This window comes from Rhizobium sp. AQ_MP, from assembly GCF_014237835.1.
GTDB lineage: Bacteria > Pseudomonadota > Alphaproteobacteria > Rhizobiales > Rhizobiaceae > Allorhizobium.
This window is the reverse complement of the sequence record NZ_JACJVI010000012.1, coordinates 35,245-53,785: the sequence shown is the minus strand read 5'-3', so window position 1 is coordinate 53,785 and position 18,541 is coordinate 35,245. Positions and strand designations below refer to the sequence as shown.

The 18,541-nt window shown below is 62.4% G+C and carries 17 protein-coding genes; all 17 read right to left on the bottom strand.

What is annotated here, in order from left to right; all coding sequences use genetic code 11:
• Nucleotides 1-5 precede the first annotated feature (5 nt).
• The 17 genes from H6M51_RS17135 to H6M51_RS17055 all read right to left on the bottom strand — a co-directional run bounded on the left by H6M51_RS17135 (nucleotide 6) and on the right by H6M51_RS17055 (nucleotide 18,541).
• A complete protein-coding gene (locus tag H6M51_RS17135; protein WP_185811041.1) occupies nucleotides 6-1,169 on the bottom strand; it encodes a dihydrodipicolinate synthase family protein in 1,164 nt (387 codons plus the stop codon).
• On the bottom strand, nucleotides 1,166-1,495 hold the full coding sequence (locus H6M51_RS17130) for a Dabb family protein (protein WP_185811040.1): 330 nt from the start codon (nucleotides 1,493-1,495) through the stop codon (nucleotides 1,166-1,168). The genes H6M51_RS17135 and H6M51_RS17130 overlap by 4 nt, the downstream gene beginning before the upstream one ends.
• Nucleotides 1,492-3,084, bottom strand: a complete 1,593-nt coding sequence (locus H6M51_RS17125; protein ID WP_185811039.1) for a GMC family oxidoreductase — start codon at nucleotides 3,082-3,084, stop codon at nucleotides 1,492-1,494. Before H6M51_RS17125 ends, H6M51_RS17130 begins: the two co-directional genes overlap by 4 nt.
• A gap of 9 nt (nucleotides 3,085-3,093) precedes the next feature.
• The gene (locus H6M51_RS17120) at nucleotides 3,094-3,852 is read right to left on the bottom strand and encodes a 3-ketoacyl-ACP reductase (protein WP_185811038.1); all 759 of its coding nucleotides are present in this window, start codon (nucleotides 3,850-3,852) and stop codon (nucleotides 3,094-3,096) included.
• The gene (locus tag H6M51_RS17115) at nucleotides 3,849-5,348 is read right to left on the bottom strand and encodes an FAD-dependent oxidoreductase (RefSeq protein ID WP_185811037.1); all 1,500 of its coding nucleotides are present in this window, start codon (nucleotides 5,346-5,348) and stop codon (nucleotides 3,849-3,851) included. Before H6M51_RS17115 ends, H6M51_RS17120 begins: the two co-directional genes overlap by 4 nt.
• Nucleotides 5,345-6,457, bottom strand: coding sequence for an ABC transporter ATP-binding protein (locus H6M51_RS17110; RefSeq protein ID WP_185811036.1), 1,113 nt, complete (start codon nucleotides 6,455-6,457; stop codon nucleotides 5,345-5,347). Before H6M51_RS17110 ends, H6M51_RS17115 begins: the two co-directional genes overlap by 4 nt.
• 4 nt (nucleotides 6,458-6,461) lie before the next feature.
• Nucleotides 6,462-7,340 carry a carbohydrate ABC transporter permease gene (locus H6M51_RS17105; RefSeq protein ID WP_185811035.1) on the bottom strand — a complete coding sequence of 293 codons (879 nt, stop codon included), beginning with the start codon at nucleotides 7,338-7,340 and terminating at the stop codon, nucleotides 6,462-6,464.
• Nucleotides 7,340-8,233: a carbohydrate ABC transporter permease gene (locus H6M51_RS17100; RefSeq protein ID WP_185811034.1), complete on the bottom strand. Its 894-nt coding sequence runs from the start codon at nucleotides 8,231-8,233 to the stop codon at nucleotides 7,340-7,342. Before H6M51_RS17100 ends, H6M51_RS17105 begins: the two co-directional genes overlap by 1 nt.
• Before the next feature lie 103 nt (nucleotides 8,234-8,336).
• The gene (locus tag H6M51_RS17095) at nucleotides 8,337-9,590 is read right to left on the bottom strand and encodes an ABC transporter substrate-binding protein (protein WP_185811033.1); all 1,254 of its coding nucleotides are present in this window, start codon (nucleotides 9,588-9,590) and stop codon (nucleotides 8,337-8,339) included.
• A 43-nt stretch (nucleotides 9,591-9,633) separates the two neighbouring features.
• Nucleotides 9,634-11,148, bottom strand: a complete 1,515-nt coding sequence (locus tag H6M51_RS17090) for an aldehyde dehydrogenase family protein (protein WP_246780555.1) — start codon at nucleotides 11,146-11,148, stop codon at nucleotides 9,634-9,636.
• Nucleotides 11,149-11,158: 10 nt separating this feature from the next.
• A complete protein-coding gene (locus tag H6M51_RS17085) occupies nucleotides 11,159-11,926 on the bottom strand; it encodes an enoyl-CoA hydratase/isomerase family protein (protein WP_185811031.1) in 768 nt (255 codons plus the stop codon).
• Nucleotides 11,923-13,494 carry an acyl CoA:acetate/3-ketoacid CoA transferase gene (locus H6M51_RS17080; protein WP_185811030.1) on the bottom strand — a complete coding sequence of 524 codons (1,572 nt, stop codon included), beginning with the start codon at nucleotides 13,492-13,494 and terminating at the stop codon, nucleotides 11,923-11,925. Before H6M51_RS17080 ends, H6M51_RS17085 begins: the two co-directional genes overlap by 4 nt.
• Nucleotides 13,491-14,492 (bottom strand): Gfo/Idh/MocA family protein, encoded by a 1,002-nt coding sequence (locus tag H6M51_RS17075; protein ID WP_185811029.1) that lies wholly within the window; start codon nucleotides 14,490-14,492, stop codon nucleotides 13,491-13,493. Before H6M51_RS17075 ends, H6M51_RS17080 begins: the two co-directional genes overlap by 4 nt.
• 510 nt (nucleotides 14,493-15,002) lie before the next feature.
• Entirely contained in the window at nucleotides 15,003-16,163 is a 1,161-nt protein-coding gene (locus H6M51_RS17070) for an iron-containing alcohol dehydrogenase (RefSeq protein ID WP_185811028.1), read from the bottom strand.
• Between the two features lie 3 nt (nucleotides 16,164-16,166).
• Nucleotides 16,167-16,688, bottom strand: coding sequence for a flavin reductase family protein (locus tag H6M51_RS17065; RefSeq protein ID WP_185811027.1), 522 nt, complete (start codon nucleotides 16,686-16,688; stop codon nucleotides 16,167-16,169).
• Complete coding sequence (locus tag H6M51_RS17060; RefSeq protein ID WP_185811026.1) at nucleotides 16,672-17,661, bottom strand: 3-hydroxyacyl-CoA dehydrogenase NAD-binding domain-containing protein; 990 nt, start codon at nucleotides 17,659-17,661, stop codon at nucleotides 16,672-16,674. Before H6M51_RS17060 ends, H6M51_RS17065 begins: the two co-directional genes overlap by 17 nt.
• A 16-nt stretch (nucleotides 17,662-17,677) precedes the next feature.
• Nucleotides 17,678-18,541, bottom strand: a complete 864-nt coding sequence (locus H6M51_RS17055) for an oxaloacetate decarboxylase (protein ID WP_185811025.1) — start codon at nucleotides 18,539-18,541, stop codon at nucleotides 17,678-17,680.

Sequence of the window (18,541 nt, the reverse complement as noted above, 5' to 3'; positions counted from 1 at the left end):
GCCCGTCAATAAACCCCGTTCAGCTCAGCCAAGATCCGCATCCTTCTCACGGCAAGCTCCGGATCGGCAAGCAGATTTGCCTGATCGGCAAGCCGGAAGACCTCCGCATAGTGGACGATATCACGGCTCGACTGGAAGCCCGCCGGCATGATGAAATGCCGCTGTTGGCCGTTCAGCCATGCGAGAAAGGCAATACCGGCCTTGTAGAACCTTGTTGGGGCGCGGAAGATTTCGCGGCTGAGCGGCACCGTGGGCTTCAGCAGGCGGTGATAGGTGTCGAGATCACCGGCAGCGAGTGCATCGAGCGCCTGAGAGGCAGCGGGGGCTATTGCGGCGAAGATGCCAAGCAGCGCATGGGAATAATGCTTGCCGTCGCCCGCGATCAGGTCGGCATAGTTGAAGTCGTCGCCCGTGTAGAGACGCACACCCTCCGGCAGGCGGGCGCGAAACGCCTCTTCATGCGCCTGATCGAGCAGCGAGATCTTGATGCCGTCGACCTTGCCGGGGTTCTCGCCGATCAGGTCGAGCACGAAGTCACTTGCTTTAGCAACGTCCTCGCTGCCCCAATAGCCCTTCAGCGCCGGATCGAACATGTCACCCAGCCAGTGCAGGATGACTGGCTCGCGCGCGCCGTCGATCAGCTTGCGATAAACGGAGCGGTAGACATCGGGCCCCGCTCCCATGGCGGGGAAGGCGCGAGAGGCCATCAGGATCAACTGGCCACCGGCGGACTCGATGGCTTCCGCCTGCGTCTGATAGGCGGCTGCGATTTTGTCGGCGGTGGTCAGGTCGGCGAGCGCCATATGGTCGGTGCCGGCACCGCAAGCGACGCGCGGCTTCATCGGATGCACCTTGGCGGCCACCATCGTGCGCTGGATCAGTTCCAGCGCCGTCGGCCAATCGACCCCCATGCCGCGCTGGGCGGTGTCCATGGCTTCGGCAAGACCTAGGCCCTGATCCCAAAGCGAGGTGCGGAAGGCAAGAGTTCCCTCCCAGTCGACCGCCGGTCGCGTGTCCCAGGGATTGCGTTCGCGCAGCGGATCGGAAACGACATGGGCGGCGGCAAAGGCTGTGCGGGTCAGCGGACGCGTCGGAGCGCGCGGTGTCAGCGGTATCCCTGTCAGGCGATAGTCTTCGACGCGGCCAGCGGCGGTGGGCAAGGCAATCATGTTGGAGATCCCTGAGTTTGGACGGGGAGGTCGAAGACGAGGATGCCGTCGAGACCGCCCTCGGCATGGGCGACGAGACGGACCCCGAAGCGCTTGTGATCCGGATGGACCTGATAGGCTTCGAGGGCTGCCCAGTCGGCGAAATCGGCGACGAAGCCGTGCAGATAGCCGCGTTCGATGCGCTCCGGGCTTTCGCTGCGGCCCGAGGTGATCGACAGCAGGCCCGGCACCTTGCCTTCGATCTGATGCAGTTCGGCGAAGAGGTCGTCGATGACGGCAGGCGACACTGCCGGCTGGAAACGGATGAGCACGATGTGGCGGATCATGACTTGGCTCCGTGATCGGCCTTGATCATGTCGGCTGCCTTTTCGGCAATCATGATGGTCGGTGCATTGGTATTGGACGAGACCACGGTCGGCATGATCGAGGCGTCGATGACACGCAGGCCTTCGATACCGTTAAAGCGCAGACGCGGATCGACGACGGCCTCAGGGTCCGACCCCATGCGGCAGGTGCCGGCGGGATGGTGGTCAGTCTTGGAGTGGCGGCAGGCATAGTTGAAATAGTCCTGGTCGCTCTGCACATCGGGACCCGGAAGGCGCTCGGCCTTGACGTAGGGCTTCAGCGAATCCTGGCGCATGATGTCTCTTGCGATCTTCAGACCCCGGATCGACATTTCGCGATCGTGCGGATCTTCCCAGTAGTTGGGATCGATCAACGGGGCCGCGAGCGGATCGGCCGAGCCGAGCCGGACAGTGCCGCGCGACCTAGGGCGTAGATAGGCGGAATTCAGCGTGACGCCGCCGTTTTCCATGGCGGCCACACCGGCCTCGATGCCGGAGCCGAGGCCGAGATGAAACTGGATATCCGGCGAGCGGGCTTCCGGATCGGCATACCAGAACCCACCGGTTTCGAAGAGGCTCGACGCGACAGGGCCGCTCTTCGTCAGAAGATATTGCAGGCCGGCCAGCACCGAGAGATGCGGCTTGGCGAAGCGGTCATAGGTATGCGGCCCGGTGCATTCGGCTATGACGAAGAGATCGAGATGGTCTTGGAGATTGGAGCCGACGCCGGGCTGGTCGAAGACCACGGGCACACCGACCGAGGCGAGATGGTCGGCAGGGCCGATGCCTGACAGCATCAGGAGGCGCGGACTGCCGATTGCCCCTGATGAGAGCAGCACCTCCCGCTCGGCCCTGATCACGCCTTCGCCGGCAAGCTCCACGCCAACGGCGCGCCCGTTTTCGACCACGAGCTTCAGCACCTGCGCATCCGTGCGGATGGTGAGGTTGGGGCGTTTGCGTGTGGGGTTGAGATAGGCGATCGAGGCCGAGGAGCGGCGGACATTGCGCTGGGTCAGCTGGTAGTATCCGACGCCATCCTGCGTCTCGCCCGTCATGTCGCCATTGAAGGGAATGCCGAGTTCGGCGGCCGCCTTGAAGTAGGCCTCGCAGATCGGCAGCGGCGCCGAAGGCTTGCTGACCCCGAGCGGACCGCCCTTGCCGTGATAGCGATTGTCGAAGCTGTCATTGTCCTCGGCCTTGCGGAAGTAAGGCAGGACATCCTCGTAGGACCAGCCTTCGCAGCCCATCTGGCGCCAATCGTCATAGTCAAGCGCATTGCCACGGGTGTATATCTGGGCATTGATGCTTGAGCCGCCGCCGATAACCTTCGCCTGGGTGTAGCGGATCACCATGTTGTTCATGTGCCGCTGCGGCACCGTGCTCCAGCCCCAGCTGCCGATGCCCTTGGTCATCTTCGCGAAGCCTGCCGGCAAATGGTAGAAGGGATGCCAGTCGCGTCCGCCTGCCTCGAGCAGAAGCACGTTGAAATCCGGATTTTCCGATAGCCGAGCCGCAAGCACAGAGCCCGCCGAACCGCCACCGACAATGATAAAATCAAAAGCTTGCTTCATAAATGTCTCCTAGAGGCGGGCCAGCGACAGACCGCCATCGACCGGAATAATCGCACCATTGGCGAAGGCGAAACGTCCTTCCGCCAGCGGCACGACCACGCTGCCGATGTCGACCGGCTGGCCCCAGCGCTGCGCCGGGACAAGCCCGCCCTCGATCCGCGCCGTGTATTTGTCCTTCACACCCGCCGTCATCTCCGTCTCGATGATGCCGGGTCTCAGTTCGAAAACGCCGATGCCATGCGGCGCAAGGCGGAGTGCAAAGAGCTCCGCCATCATGCCGGCACCGGCCTTGGATATGCAGTATTCCGCTCGCTCGATCGAGGCCATGTTGGCACTCACCGAGGTCACGAAGACGATTGAGCGATAGGTATCCGATGGGGTCGCCAGCATGCGTCGTGCGACCTCTTGGGCGAGGAAGAAGGCACCGCGCAGGTTGACACCGAGCACGAAGTCGAAGCTGTCGGGTGCGAGCTCCAGCATGTCGCCGCGCACCTTGGCGGGCACGCCGGCATTCGACACGAAGGTGGTGACAGGGCCGAGGCTCGCTTCGACCTGGTCAACGACCGAGGCGACGCTGTCGATCTCCTGCAAGTCATGGCGAACATAGATGGCGGCCTCCCCCAGTTCCGCAAGTGCTGCCTGGACCTGTGGCACATCTTCCTCTGACCTCGACGCCAGCGCGAGCTTGTAGCCGGCGCCGGCCAGTTCGCGGGCGATGCCGAGGCCGATGCCCTGCTGGCCTCCGGTAATGAGTGCGACCTTGCTCACTGGCTGAACTCCGTTTCGATGATGTGCTGGCCCGACCGCAGGGCGAGTGCTGCGATGGTCAGGGCCGGGTTGACGGCGGCGGAGGTTGGCAGGATCGACGCATCGACGATGTAGAGATTGCGATGATCGTGGCTGCGCCCGAAACTGTCCACCACACTCGTCATCGGGTCCGAACCCATGCGCGCGGTGCCGCATTGATGGGAGGGCGTGCGGCGGTCGAAGGGTCGCGAGAGAACGACCGGATAACCAGCTTTCCGGATCAGAGATTTCAGCCTGTCGACCAGGGCGAGATGCGCCTCCCAGTTGGACCGCTTCCAGTCGAGCATGATCCGACCATTCCTGACCGTCACGCGGCTTTCCGGATTGGGCAGGTCCTCGGACATGGCATAGAGGTCGATCGAGCGGTCGGCGATCCAGTGTGCAAGCGGTCGCGGCAACGGCGAGCTTGCGCTCAGGATCGGGCCTGTGATCTTGCCGAGCAACTGGATATTGCCGAGCGGCTCACCGTTCGGTCCGCCCGTCAGGTAGAAGTCGTTCACCAGCAGGGTCTTCTGGTAGATCGAGGGATTGCGCCTGAAGGGGTGGAGCGCCAGGACCGCCGAGCAATTGTGGTTCATGAAGTTGCGACCGACCTGGTCGGAGCGGTTTGCGAGACCTCGCGGGTGGCTTTCATCCGCCGATGACAGCAGGATGGCAGCGCTTCGGACGGCACCGGCTGCGAGAACAACGAGCGGCGTGGAAATCACCCTCCTCTCGCCTCGGTTCAACACCACGACACCGGTTATCTGACCGCTCTCTCCCGCCAACAGACGCGTCACTTCACAACCCGTCGCCAGCGACACGTTCGGATGGCGCAGCGCGGCGGCAAGGCTTACGGTCTCGGCATCCTTCTTGCCGCCGCAGGTATCGGGAAAAGCGTCCCAGGTCGTTTTCCCATGGGCGAGCCATTGCTGAATGTCGACACCGAGTGGCAGGGAGGCCGGGTGAAGCCCGACGGACTTGAGGCGGCGACGCAGATCGGCGATGGCAGGTTCGTCCGGTACTGGCGTGTGGTCGTAGGGCCCGGAATGTGGCGGCTCGGTCGGATCCTCTCCCAACGTTCCCCGGACCTCGAACAAGCGTTCCGCCTGCTGATACCAGCGCTCCAGGCTGTCATACGTGATCGGCCAGCCGGGCGTCGTTCCGCCCATATGGCGAAGCGGCGAGAAGTCCTCTCGCCGATAGCGCAGCAGCACCGCGCCATAGAATTTCGAGTTACCGCCGACATTATAGTAGTTGCCGGGGTTGAATGGCTGGCCATCGCCGTCCAGCCATTCTTCCTTTGGCCGGAAATGCGCCTTGCCGAAAATCGCCTCGGGATCGCGATCCGCCTGGGATGGAAGCAGCCTTTCGCCCTTCTCGACGATCAGAATGCGTCGGCCGGTCGGCGCGAGCTGGGCGGCCAGCGTTGCGCCCCCCATGCCCGAACCGATGATCATGATGTCCGCGTCGCTCATGGCCGGATGCGCTCTTGCGTCTTCGGATCGAAAGCGACTGCCTTTTCCATGTTGACCGCGAATTCGAAATCGTCGCCACCGGCAATATCGACATCGGCCCGCATGCGCGCGATCACGTCCTTATTCCCGAGGCTCATCGTGACAAAGGTGTCGGAACCCGCCGGCTCGGTGACGATCACCCGGTTCTTCAGGCTGACGATGTTCTGCGACTTGCGGTCAGCGCCATCGGGGTCGGTGATCGCCTCCGGGCGGATCCCGAGCAGGATCTCACGCCCGTCCCAGGCGGCGAGGCTCGGCTGGCTGAAAGCGAGCAGGCTCTTCGATCCATCCCCCACCACGACTTCGGCATGCGCTACGCCATTGGTCACGACGACACGTGCGGGCACGACATTCATCGCCGGGCTTCCCATGAAGGTGGCGACGAAGACATTGGCCGGGGTGTCGTAGATCTCCTTCGGCGTGCCGAGCTGCTGGATGTAGCCCTTGTTCATGACCGCGATGCGGGTCGACAGCGTCATCGCCTCGATCTGGTCGTGGGTGACATAGACGATGGTGCGCTTCAGCTTGGCATGCAGTTTCTTGATCTCGGTGCGCATGTCGACGCGCAGCTTGGCATCCAGGTTGGAAAGCGGCTCGTCGAAGAGGAAGACGTCGGGATCGCGCACCAAAGCGCGGCCCATGGCGACACGCTGACGCTGGCCGCCAGACAGCTGACCGGGCTTGCGGTCCGTCAGGTGATCGATCTGCAGCAGCTTCGCGACGTCGAGCAGTGCCTTGTCCCGTTCCGGCTTCGGCACCCCGTGCATCTCAAGGCCAAAGGTGATGTTCTGGCCAACAGTCATGTTGGGGTAGAGCGCATAGGATTGGAAGACCATGGCAATGTTGCGCTTCGACGGATGGACCCCGTTAATGACTCGGTCCTTGATCGCGATTTCGCCGGAGGAAATGCCCTCAAGGCCGGCGATCATGCCGAGCAGGGTCGACTTGCCGCAGCCGGAGGGGCCGACGAGCACGAGGAACTCCCCCTCCTCCACCGAGATGTCCACGCGATGCAGGACTTCAAGCTGTCCGTAGGACTTGGTGACGTTCCGGATGTCGAGAAAGCCCATGATCTTATCCTTTGACTGAACCGGCCATCAGTCCGCGCACGAAATAGCGCCCGGCGACGACGTAAACGAGAAGGGTGGGAAGGGCAGCGATGATCGCGCCCGCGAAGTGGACATTGTATTCCTTCACGCCCGTAGAGGACTGAACGAGGTTGTTGAGGGCTGCCGTCATCGGCTGGCTGGTGCCGCCAAAGGAGACGCCGAACAGGAAGTCGTTCCAGATATTGGTGAACTGCCAGATGACGGAGACGACGGTAATCGGGCCCGACACCGGCAAAAGGATGCGCCAGAAGATGCGGAAAAAGCCGGCGCCGTCGATCTGTGCCGCTTTCACCAGTTCGGTCGGAAAGGTCGCATAGTAGTTGCGGTAGTAGAGCGTGGTGAAGCCAATGCCATAGACCACATGGACCAAGACCAGTCCTGGAACCGTGCCGGCAAGCCCGAGCTTTCCAAGCACCAGCGCCATCGGGATCAGCACGATCTGAAACGGAATGAAGCAGGAAAACAGCATCAGACCGAAGACGATGGTGTCGCCGCGGAATCGCCATTTGGTAAGCACGTATCCATTGAGCGCACCAACGATCGTCGAGATGGCGACGGCGGGGACGACCATCAGGATCGAGTTCAGGAAGTAGGGTTTGAGGCCGGTGGGCGACACGCCGATCTGGGCGGTCGACCAGGCGGATCGCCAGGCATCCAGCGTCCAGGTTTCCGGCAGCGCCATCATGTTGCCGCCGGTGATCTCCGGCAGCGGCTTCAGCGAATTGACACCCATCACATAGAGCGGCAGCAGGTAGAAGAGCGCGAAGAGGAGAAGCACCAGATAGATGAAGGTGCGGGTGACGCGACCGGTCCTGACGGCGGTGTCCTGGCTGACGGCAGACATCAGTTCTTCTCCTTCAGTTCGGCATAGAGATAGGGAACCATGATGGCCGCAATGGTCATCAGCATGATCACGGCAGAGGCCGAGCCGACACCCATCTGGTTGCGGGTGAAGGTGTAGGAATACATGAAGGTCGCGGGCATCTCGGTGGCGCGCCCTGGGCCGCCACCGGTGAGGGCAATGACGAGGTCATAGGACTTGATCGCGAGGTGGCTGAGGATGACGAAGGCCGAGAGAAAGGCCGGTCGCAGCATCGGGATGACGATGCGCCGGTAGAGCTGGAAGCTCGAGGCGCCGTCGATCTGGGCGGCCTTCAGGATCTCGTTGTCGATGCCGCGCAGTCCGGCCAGGAACATGGCCATGACGAAGCCGCTTGTCTGCCAGACCGCCGCAATGACGATGGTGTAGATGGCCATGTCATTGTCCTTGATCCAGGTGAAGGAAAAGCTCTCCCAGCCCCAGAGGCGCATGATGCGTTCGAGACCGATGCCCGGATCGAGGAACCACTTCCAGGCCGTGCCGGTGACGATGAAGGACAGAGCCATCGGATAGAGATAGATCGGCCGCAACAGCCCCTCGCCCCTTATCTTCTGGTCGAGGAAAATCGCCAGCATCAGGCCGATTGCGGTGCAGATGACGATGTAGAGGCTTGCGAAGATCGCGATGTTGCTGATCGCGATATGCCAGTTTTCCTGGGCCCAGAGCCGGCTGTAGTTGGTGAAGCCGACGAAATTGTAGATCGGCAGCATCTTCGAGCCGGTAAACGACAGGAAAATCGTGAACAGGATGAAGCCATAGACAAACAGGAGGGTCACGGCAAAGGAGGGCGCCAGCACCACCTTAGGCAGCCAATCCTGTATGCGCGTGCGCAAGTCAGCTCCGGTCGAGCTTGTCATGGGGTTTCTCCTGATACGGTCTGGATAGACCGACGCCGCCTTTCACCAAGCAGACGGCGTCGGAGGGGTCGCGAGCGGCGAGGAGGCCGCCCGCGACGGGAGGTTACTTCGCAGCCGCGACGGCTTCGGCGAGCGCCTTGGCTGCCTCGGCACCATCCTTGAAGCCGCCGTTGAAGGCCTTGGTGACGACGTCATAGACGGCATTCTTCACCGCAGCCGGGGCAGCATGACCATGCGCCATGGAGCCGAAGAGCGAACCGGCAGAGCTCGCTTCTGCGAGGTCCTTCATGCCCTTCTTGCCGCAATCGTCGAAGTCCGTGTCCGGCACGTCGGTGCGGGCCGGGACCGATCCCTTGACGACGTTGAAGGCCGACTGGAACTTCGGGCTTTCGATGGCGGAGGCCATGGCCATCTGTGCCTTGATCTTGTCGTCGCCAGAGACGTTGAACATCGCGAACTGGTCGGAGTTGAACGTCACAGACCCCTGCGTTCCGGGGAAGCGAATGCAGACGAAGTCGGTGCCCGGCTTCTGGCCGGCCTTCAGGAACTCACCCTTGGCCCAGTCGCCCATCATCTGCATGCCGGCCTTGCCTTCGATGACCATGGCCGAGGCCAGGTTCCAGTCACGGCCGGAGAAGTTGTCGTCCACGTAGCTGCGCAGCTTGATCAGACGATCGAAGGCGTCCGCCATATCGGGACCGCTGAGTGTCGCTTCGTCGAGATCGATGAAGGCCTTCTTGTAGAAGTCGTTGCCCTTGGAGAGAACGACACCATCAAAGACAGTGGCGTCCTGCCAGGGCTGGCCACCATGGGCGAGCGGGGTGATGCCGTTTGCCTTCATCTTGTCGAGCATGGCGACGAGTTCGTCCCAGCTTTCGGGTGCCTTGCCACCGGCGGCATCGAGAGCTGCCTTATTGATCCACACCCAGTTGGTCGAGTGGACGTTGACAGGAGCGGCGATCCAGCGACCGTCATACTTCGAGAATTTCTGCAGTGCTTCCGGGACGACCTTGTCCCAGCCTTCGGCATTGGCGACTTCATCGAGATTGCCGAGAGCCCCCTGCTCCGCCCAGTCGAGAATGTCGAAACCCAACATCTGGACGGCCGTCGGGGAATCCCCGGCCGTAACGCGGGCGCGCAGCGCGGTCATTGCGGCTTCACCGCCACCGCCGGCAACCGGCATGTCGACCCAGCCGATACCCTTGCTGTTCAGATCCTCCTTCAGAACATTCAAGGCCGCGGCTTCACCGCCAGAGGTCCACCAGTGCAGCACCTCGACGTCGGTGGCATGAGAGATGCCGGCGGTGCCCGCCAGCATGGTACCAGTAATCAGCATGGTCTTGAAAAGGCTACGCATGTTTTCCTCCTGTTTGATGCGTTGCTTTCAATCGTTCCGGAAGTCAGTCGCGTACCCAGTTCGGCCTGGTCTTGCCGATGCGCATCACGACGGATTTGATCTCCAGGAATTCTTCGAGGCCATAGCGGCCATTCTCGCGGCCTTGGCCGCTCTGCTTGAAGCCGCCAAAGGCGACTTCCGGGAAGCCATCCATCCATGTGTTGGTCCAGACGGTGCCGGCTTCGGCGCGGCGGGCGAAGGCAAGGCAGGTATGCACATTCTCGCTCCAGACGCCGGCCGACAGGCCGTAGGACGCGTCATTGACGAGTGCGACCGCTTCCTCCAGCGTCTTGAAAGTGAGAACCGCAAGCACCGGGCCGAAGACCTCCTCGCGGGCAATCGGCATGTCGGGGCTGACATGCGTCACCACGGTCGGGGCAAAGAAATCGCCGGGTAGGCCGGGATGACGCACGGCTTCGCCGCCGAGCGCGAGCTTCGCGCCCGATGCCACCGCATCGCGCACATAGGCAGCGATCTTCTGCTGATGCGCCTCAGAGATGATCGCGCCGACCTGGGTCTCGGGATTGAGCGGATCGCCGAAGGCAACCTTTCGGGAGAGCGCCACGACCTTTTCAACCAGGGCGTCTGCGATGTCTTCATGCACGATGATGCGACTGCCGGAATTGCAGCACTCGCCGGCGTTGAAATAGACGCCGAAGGTGATCGCATCCGCAGCAGAATCGAGGTCGGCATCCGGGAAGACGACCTGCGGGTTCTTGCCGCCCAGTTCGAGCGCGACCTTCTTCAGCGACTTCGAAGCTGCGGCACTGATCGCCTTGCCGACGGCGGTTGAACCGGTGAAGCTCACCATGTCGATATGCGGATGTTCCGCCATCAGCGCGCCGACCGGCTGACCGAAACCAAGGACGATGTTGACGACGCCTGCTGGCAGTCCCGCTTCGATCAGCAGCTCTCCCAGCATTACGGTCGTCGAGGGCGTCATTTCCGACGGCTTGATCACGCAGGTGCAGCCGGCCGCCAGCGCAAAGGGCAGCTTCTGGCTGAGGATCCAGAAGGGAAAATTCCAGGGCGTAATGATCGAGACGACGCCGATCGGCTCTTTCAGCACGACGGCCAGCATGTCCTCGCCGAGCGAATTGTGGCTGTCACCATGCAGCGTACGGGCAAGTGCTGCGGCATAGCGCCAGAGGTCGGCAGCACCGGCGACTTCACCGCGCGCCTGGGAAATCGGCTTCCCGCTTTCGAGTGTTTCGAGAAGCGCCATGCGCTCGACATTGGCCTCGATAAGATCGGCGACCTTCAGAAGCAGCGTCGAGCGCTCCTTGCCGGTCGCGCGGCTCCATGTGCCCTTGTCGAAGGCCCGTCTCGCCGCTGAAATGGCAGCAGCCGTCTCAGCAGCACCACCACGGGACGAGCGACTGACGACAATGCCATGCGACGGTGAGATCCTGTCGAAAGTTGCCCCATCGGCGCTTCCCTGCCAGAGCCCGTCGATCAGGTGGCGACCTTCGAAGGGAGCCTCCGGAAGCGGATGGGCGACGGCAGCGGTCATGGTCATGTCGTTCATGTCATTCTCCCGAGAATGCGGGTTTGCGTTTCGCCCTGAAGGCGGCGACACCTTCGTCGCGATCGGCGCTGGCTGCAATTGCGGCGCTGCCCAACGCCTCGATCATCGCATCGCGGTCTTCGCCCCGGCCCGCATGGACCATGAATTTCGCCACTTCGACCGCGCGCGGCGACAGACCAAGGACGGAGCGGGCGATCTCCCGAGCGGTTTCCTCCGGGCTTGCCGAAACCTCGGCCACAAAGCCGAAGCCATGGGCGCGCTCGGCAGAGATGCGACGGCCAAACAGGGCCATTTCCTTGAGGATCGGTTCCGGCAGCAACCGCGCCAGGCGCTGCGTGCCGGACCAGCCAGGCACGATGCCGACATGGGCTTCCGGAAGGGCGATCGTGGCGGATGGCGCCATGACCCTGATGTCGCAGGCGGCGGCAAGCTCCAGACCACCGCCGAAGGCATGGCCTGCCATGGCGGCGATCGCCGGCTTCGACAGGCGTGCCAGACGATCGAAGATGCGATGCCCATCGCGCACCCAGTGGCGGGCGAATTCGGCAGGGGTCAGATCACCCCATGCATTGATGTCCGCCCCGGCGCAGAAAGCGCGCTCGCCCTGTGCCGTGATGACGACACAGCGGACATCGCCCATCCGCTCCAGCCGATCGAGATGGCAAGAGAGTTGCTCCAGCATCTCGACCGTGAAGGCATTGAGTTTCGCCGGATTATCGAGCCGCATCTCAGCGATCCCATCGGCGATATCCAGGTGAACGGCGCTCATGGTGTCCACCCCATCGGATCACTCGACAGGAGCGAGGTGGAGATGATGCGTGCATCCGGCGCGACCGCCACCCTGCCCTGCGATGCCGCGACGATATCCTGTCCGGGATTGATGCCCGGCATGATCTCGGTCGCGACGAGCCCGGTTTCCGTCAGGCGCATGACGCAGCGCTCGGTAATGTAGAGCACATCCTGTCCCTGCTCACGGGCTCTTTTGCCGGAGAAGGTGACATGCTCCACCTTGTCGACCATCTTGGTAAACTTGCCGGGACTGCGGACGTGGATACCGTCTTCCGTCAATTCGACGGCCGCACCGGCCTCGAACCAGCCGGAGAAGACGATCTTCTTTGCATGGGCCGTGATATCGACAAAGCCGCCGCAGCCTGCGGTCAGATAAGGCTTCTTGCCGAGCTTGGAGACGTTGACATTGCCCTCGACGTCCACCTCCAGGAAGGAGAGGAAGGACACGTCGAAGCCGCCGCCCTGGAAATAGATGAACTGCTGCGGCGATGGTACGAAAGCATCGGCATTCGAGGCACAGCCAAAGGCGAAGTCGGTGAGCGGCATGCCGCCCACGGCACCCTGCTCAATCGCCCAGGTGACGGCTTCGGGATGTCCCTCCTCCAGCAGGATACGCGGCACCTGCGCGCTGATGCCGAAGCCGAGATTGGCCGTCATGCCGGCTTTCAGTTCAAGAGCTGCGCGGCGGGCAATCACCTTCTCAACGCCATGTTCGGCCAGCTTGAAGCTTGACCAGGGCCGCATGATCTGGCCCGAGATTGCCGGATCATAGGGCGTCTCGCAGGTCTGCTTCTGCTCGGGATCGAGGACAACAAGGTCAACGAGATGACCGGGCACGCGCACATCGTGGGGACGAAGGCTCCCGGCCGCCGTCATGCGGCTGACCTGGGCGATGACGAGGCCGCCATTGTTGCGCGTTGCGATCGCCTGCTCCAGACCGCCGAGGTAGGCGCCCTCGTGTTCATAAGTGAGATTACCGCGCTCATCGGCCGTGGTGGCCCTGAGAATGCAGACATCCGGATAGATGTTTGGGAAATGCAGCCAGGTCTCGCCGGCAAACTCGACGCGGCTGACGATCGGATGGCCTGATGCCCTCTCATTCATCGCGCAGCCCTCGCGGACCGGATCAACAAAGGTGTCGAGGCCGATGCGGGTCAAAACGCCGGGACGCCGGGCGGCCGCTTCGCGGTGCATGTCGAACATGATGCCGGAGGGGACGTTATAGGCCTCGATCCTGTCTTCCACGACCATCTTCCAGATCTCGGGCATGGGCAGACTTGAGGGACCCGACGGATAGGAGCCGGCCAACACACGGCTGATCAGGCCATCCTTTGCGATATGGTCGATGCCCTTCACGCCATACATGTCACCAGCAGCGATCGGATGCAGCATGGTGAGATTACGCGGGTGACCTTCAGCGTCGAAACGGCGGCCAATTGCGGCCAGGACGAAGTCCGGGCAGCCGAGCGCCGATGACGAAGACACCGTGACGACGGCGCCATCCGGGATGCGCGAGACGGCCTCGGCGGGGGCAACAAGCTTGCTCAACGGACACCTCCGTAATTCACGTCGATCCGAACACCGCGCGCGGCGGCTTCACGCACGGCAAGAGCCACGGCAAGCGACTTGACGCCATCGGGGCCGGTGGCTGCCGGCTCGCCATCGCCGGCGACGGCGGCATGGAAGCGCCGAACGCCCTCTGCGTAGAGATCATGGTGATCGAAGCCGATCGCCTCGCGACCGGAGGCCGTGACCAGTTCGATGGAACCGATCGGATTTTGGGTCATGACGTCCCGGGCGAAGATCGACCCTTCCGTGCCGTGCACTTCGAGACCGGAGCCGGCGAAGGGATGGGTGAAACTCTCGTGGCTCATCACCATGGCACCTGACGGCATGGTCCAGACCGACATGGCCGAATCCTCGACGCCCTCTCCCAGCCCCGAAGCCGTCATCTGCGCCACCACCGAGACTGGGTCTTCCCCCAGCAGGAAGCGGGCGACGTCAGCATCGTGAACGGTGATGTCGGGAATGACGCCACCGCCAGCATCCGGCGCATTGATCCGCCATCCCTGCAGATGCGGCGGCAGGAACACGGCGTGATGGAGGCGCAGGGAAAGCACACGGCCGATCCGGCCAGAGTCGATCAGCGCGCGAACAGTGCGATGACTTCCGGAGCAACGCAGATGGTGATTGGTGGCGAAGACGAGGCCCGCCTCAGCAGCGGCTTGGACCATGGCGATCGCGTCCTGCAGCGCGAGCGCGAGCGGCTTCTCGCAAAGCACATGCTTACCCGCCCCGATGGCAGCCAGGGCCTGCGGCAGGTGCTTTTCATTTGTGGTTGAGATGTAGACCGCCTCCACCTCGGGATCGGCCAGAAGGTCGGTGAGGTCGATATACGCTCGCCGAATCTGATTCTCATCCGCGAATGCGCGCGCACGGTCAGTCGATGCGCTTACAACGCCGACAACCTCACCATGCTGAGCGCGAATGGCTGCAATCATATACTGACGAGCAATCGTGCTCGCACCCACCAGGCCCCATCGCATCGCAAGCGTCTCCTCAACGTCACCGCTTTATTGGATCGTTCCAATTTGTATGGAACGATCCAAATCATATGTCAACCGGTTTTGATCAGTGGGTTCGTGACATGGCCATAGACCGCCCTGGCGACTAGCCTTGGGAACCTTCCCCAAAGGCCGAATGACGACAAGAAGCCAGATTTCCAGAAAGTGCGCCGTCGCTGATCGCGCCAGGTCGCTGGGTCAGGAGCCACGGCGGTTGCGTCGGACAACTGTCGGACTTGGCCGGATTTTCAGGGTCGAACGATAGTGCGAGATATCACGGTGTCTAGCCACCCCATGATAACTCGCAGGCGCCACTCGCCGGAGCCACAAAATCCTGACGCGCAGCCATCTGGCGACTGGTCCATCCACGCGTAGAACCGCCTGCTCGCAAGGCTCGTCTCCATTCAGGACTTGAAACCCGTGTCCTTCAGGGGCGCTGCGAGACGAACCTGATTCGACGACCAACTATCCGAAAATTCGACGACCAACGCTTCAGCCGTAACTCGCCCGGTAGATTCTCTCCGCATCGACCTTCGTCACAGGGCGTGGGTTATTGGCGAGCAGGCGCTGCTGCAGCATAGCCTGTTCTGCAAGGTTCGGGATGGCCTCAGCAGGAATACCGACCGAGGACAGTCCAGCGGGAAGACCGAGGGTGCTTGTGAGAGCCTGCAGCTTCTCGATGAGCAAGCCGGCGCGTTGGTGCGGTGGAAGATGAACCAGATCTGGAAAGGCAAAGGGCGCGATCTCGGCATAGGCTTCCTCCGCCATTGGCAGATTAAAGCGCATGACCTCGACCAAAACCAGCGCGTTTGAAAGCCCATGAGGGACGTGATAGAGGCCGCCGATGGGATAGGCGAGAGCATGAACCGCACCAACCGGTGAATTGCCGAACGCCTGGCCCGCCAACATGGCCCCAAGCAGCATCGCGTGGCGAGCGGCGCGGTTGCTTCCGTCTGCAACTGCGCTTTCGATGTGGCCGCATAGCAACGAAAGGGCCTGACAGGCCATCATGCGGGATAGCGAATTGTTGTTCGCATTGACTGAGCTATAGGCCTCGATAGCATGGACGATTGCATCAACCCCGGTGTAGGCGGTGATATGGCGAGGCAGACTCATGGTCAGCCCGACGTCGAGTACGGCAATGTCCGGCACGATCAGCGGGCTTGAAACACCGCGCTTCTCGCCATCACCGACAGTGATGATCGAGACCGGAGTGACTTCCGAGCCGGTGCCTGCGGTGGTGGGCACCAGCACCAGCGGCAGGCGTGGTCCGGTGGCGTTGTTGACGCCCCAGGCCGCATCGAGATCTTCCCCCGAGCCGAGCAGCAGCGCGGTAAGCTTGGCGATATCCAACGACGAGCCGCCGCCCAACCCGACGACACCGGTAACGCCATGCGCCTTACCGATCTCGACTGCCCGCTCCAGCGTGGCCCGTGATGGATCAGCCTCGACCGCATCGAAGACGCAGACGTCGTGGCCAGCCTTGATCAGAGCTGCGACAACAGGATCGACCAGCCCTGCGGCCCTCAAGCCGGGATCGGTGACGAGGAGCAGATGCTTGCCGAAGCGTCGTCCAATAAGATCGGCGAGCTCAAGCGATGCACCCTCCCGCACAACGATGCTGGCGGCAGTATTGAATATGAAATCGTTCATGGCTCAGGCCGGGTTCAACTGGTAGGGCGAGACGCCGCGGTGAAAGTTTCGGTCGAGATAGATCAACGGCTCCACCTCCGTTTCCGTGACCCGAACATCGAGGATCTCGCCGAGAAAGATCGTGTGCGAATGATAGGCGATCTGCTGTGTCACCCGGCAGTCGAAGGAGGCCAGGGCATCGCACAACACCGGCGCGCCGGATGCGAGTGTTCGCCATTCGCCGCTTGCAAAACGTTCGGAACGCCGTGCCGAGCTTGAGAACTGGCCGGCAATGTCGATGCAGGCGGTCGGCAGGATGTTTACGCAGAAATTGCCACAGGCCGCGATGATGTCATGTGCCGAAGCCGACTGGTTGACGCAGATCAGCAGGGTTGGCGGATCGGCGCTGACCGAGTTGACCGCTGTGGCAATCAAACCGGCCTGGGTTTCGCCATGTCCGGTGGTAATGAGGGACACGCCGGCGGCCAGCCGACGCATTCCTGCTTTGTATTGCGCGGCGAGCTCATCCTTAGACGGCTGGTTCATCGTCGTTCCCTCTCCTCTTTGATAATGTGGATTCGGCAAAGCGATCGCCGGCGGCGCGCTGCATGGCTCGAGTCGCTGCGATGTTGGCATCACGCCAGGCCTGGCGCTCGGAGAAGCGGGCCTCAGGAACGACCGACAGCAGCTCCGCATGAATGTCACTCGCCAGGCTGTCCGGCCAATCATAATCCGTGCGGGCATCGGCGCCCATCTTGCGCATCATGCCGCCCAGATGATCCACGAACCCGCGAAACCCATGGGGCGAATTGAGGTGAGCCACTTCGAAGGGGCCGATCGTCGCCCAGCGCAAAGCAAGGCCCTGCGTCATGACCCGGTCGATATCGGCGGCCGAGCAATAGCCTTCCCCGACGAGATGAAGCGCTTCGGCCACCAGCGTGTATTGAAGGCGGTTGAGCAGGAAGCCATCGATCTCCTTACGCAGCACCACCGGGGCCATTCCGAGCGCCGTCATGAAGGCATGGGTCCGTTCGATCGTTTCCGGGGCCGTGCGGGGCGTACCGCAGAGTTCGACGAGCGGGATCAGCGACGGCGGATTGACCGGATGCGCTACCAAGGCGCGGTCCGCCGTTTCGAAGGTCAGGAATTCGGATCCCTTGATCGCCGAGGTGGACGAGGCGAGCACCGCGTCGCGGGGTGCAAGCCGACCAAGCGTCTCAAACAGCTGGCGTTTGACCCCGGGGTCCTCCTTTGCGGATTCCTGCACATGAGACACACCGTCGAGCGCCTCTTCCAGTGTCCCGACGTAGCGAATGCTGGCCTGGATCGCTTCCGGGGTCCGATCGAGCTCACCCGTATCGGCGAGCAGGCGCAGCGTCTGGCCGATCAACTCGCGCGAACGATCTTCCGCGGCGCCTCCTGCGGCGTCGAACATCGCGACCTCGCAGCCCGCCTTGGCAAAGACGACGCTCCAGGCGGAGCCGACGAGACCTGTTCCCACACATGCAACCCGTGTCATGCGCCTGCCTCCCGGTTCAGCCCCGCGCCCATTTGCGTTCGAAGTCCCAGACTTCCTCAAAGCCGATCAAGCTGTTGAATTCCTTGAAGGGGAAAAGATCGAGATTGGCAGAATCCGACGTGCCCTCATTCTTGATGGTGCTGAAAGCGATCTCGGCGGCACGCGCGGCGGCGAGGCCGCTGGCGGACGGAAATATCGCCATGCTGTAGCCCAGCGCCTCAAGCTCCTTGCTGCTTCGGATCGGCGTCAGGCCACCATCGGCCATGTTGGCCATGACCGGCCGGTTCAGTCGCTTGCAGGCGTCACGCATTTCGGCTTCGCTTTCCAGCGCCTCGACGAACAGAACATCGGCGCCAGCCTCGCCATAGGCTTCGGCTCGCTTCAGGGCACCCTCAAAGCCATCCGTCTGACGCGCATCGGTGCGCGCGATGATCAGCGTGTCCGGATTGGTCCGGGCATCAACAGCAACCTTGATCTTCTCGACCATGTCCTCCATGGGGACGACGCGCTTGAACGGCGTATGTCCGCACTTCTTCGGAAACTCCTGGTCCTCGATCTGGATCGCGGTGACTCCAGCCTCTTCGTAACCCCGCACAGTGTGGTGGACATTGAGCAATCCGCCATAACCGGTGTCAGCATCAGCGATCACTCCGGCAGAAACCATGCGGCACAGGGTCCGTACGCGATCCACCATCTGGGTATAGGTGGCGATACCGGCATCCGGCAGGCCATAGGCCGAAGCCGTCATCCAATAGCCTGAGGCATAGGCGAACTCGAAGCCCATCTTGTTGAAGACGGCGGCCGCGATCATGTCGTGGATCCCGGGGGCGACGACGAAACGACCAGCAGCCAGGGCCGACTTGAGAGAATTCTTTTGCAT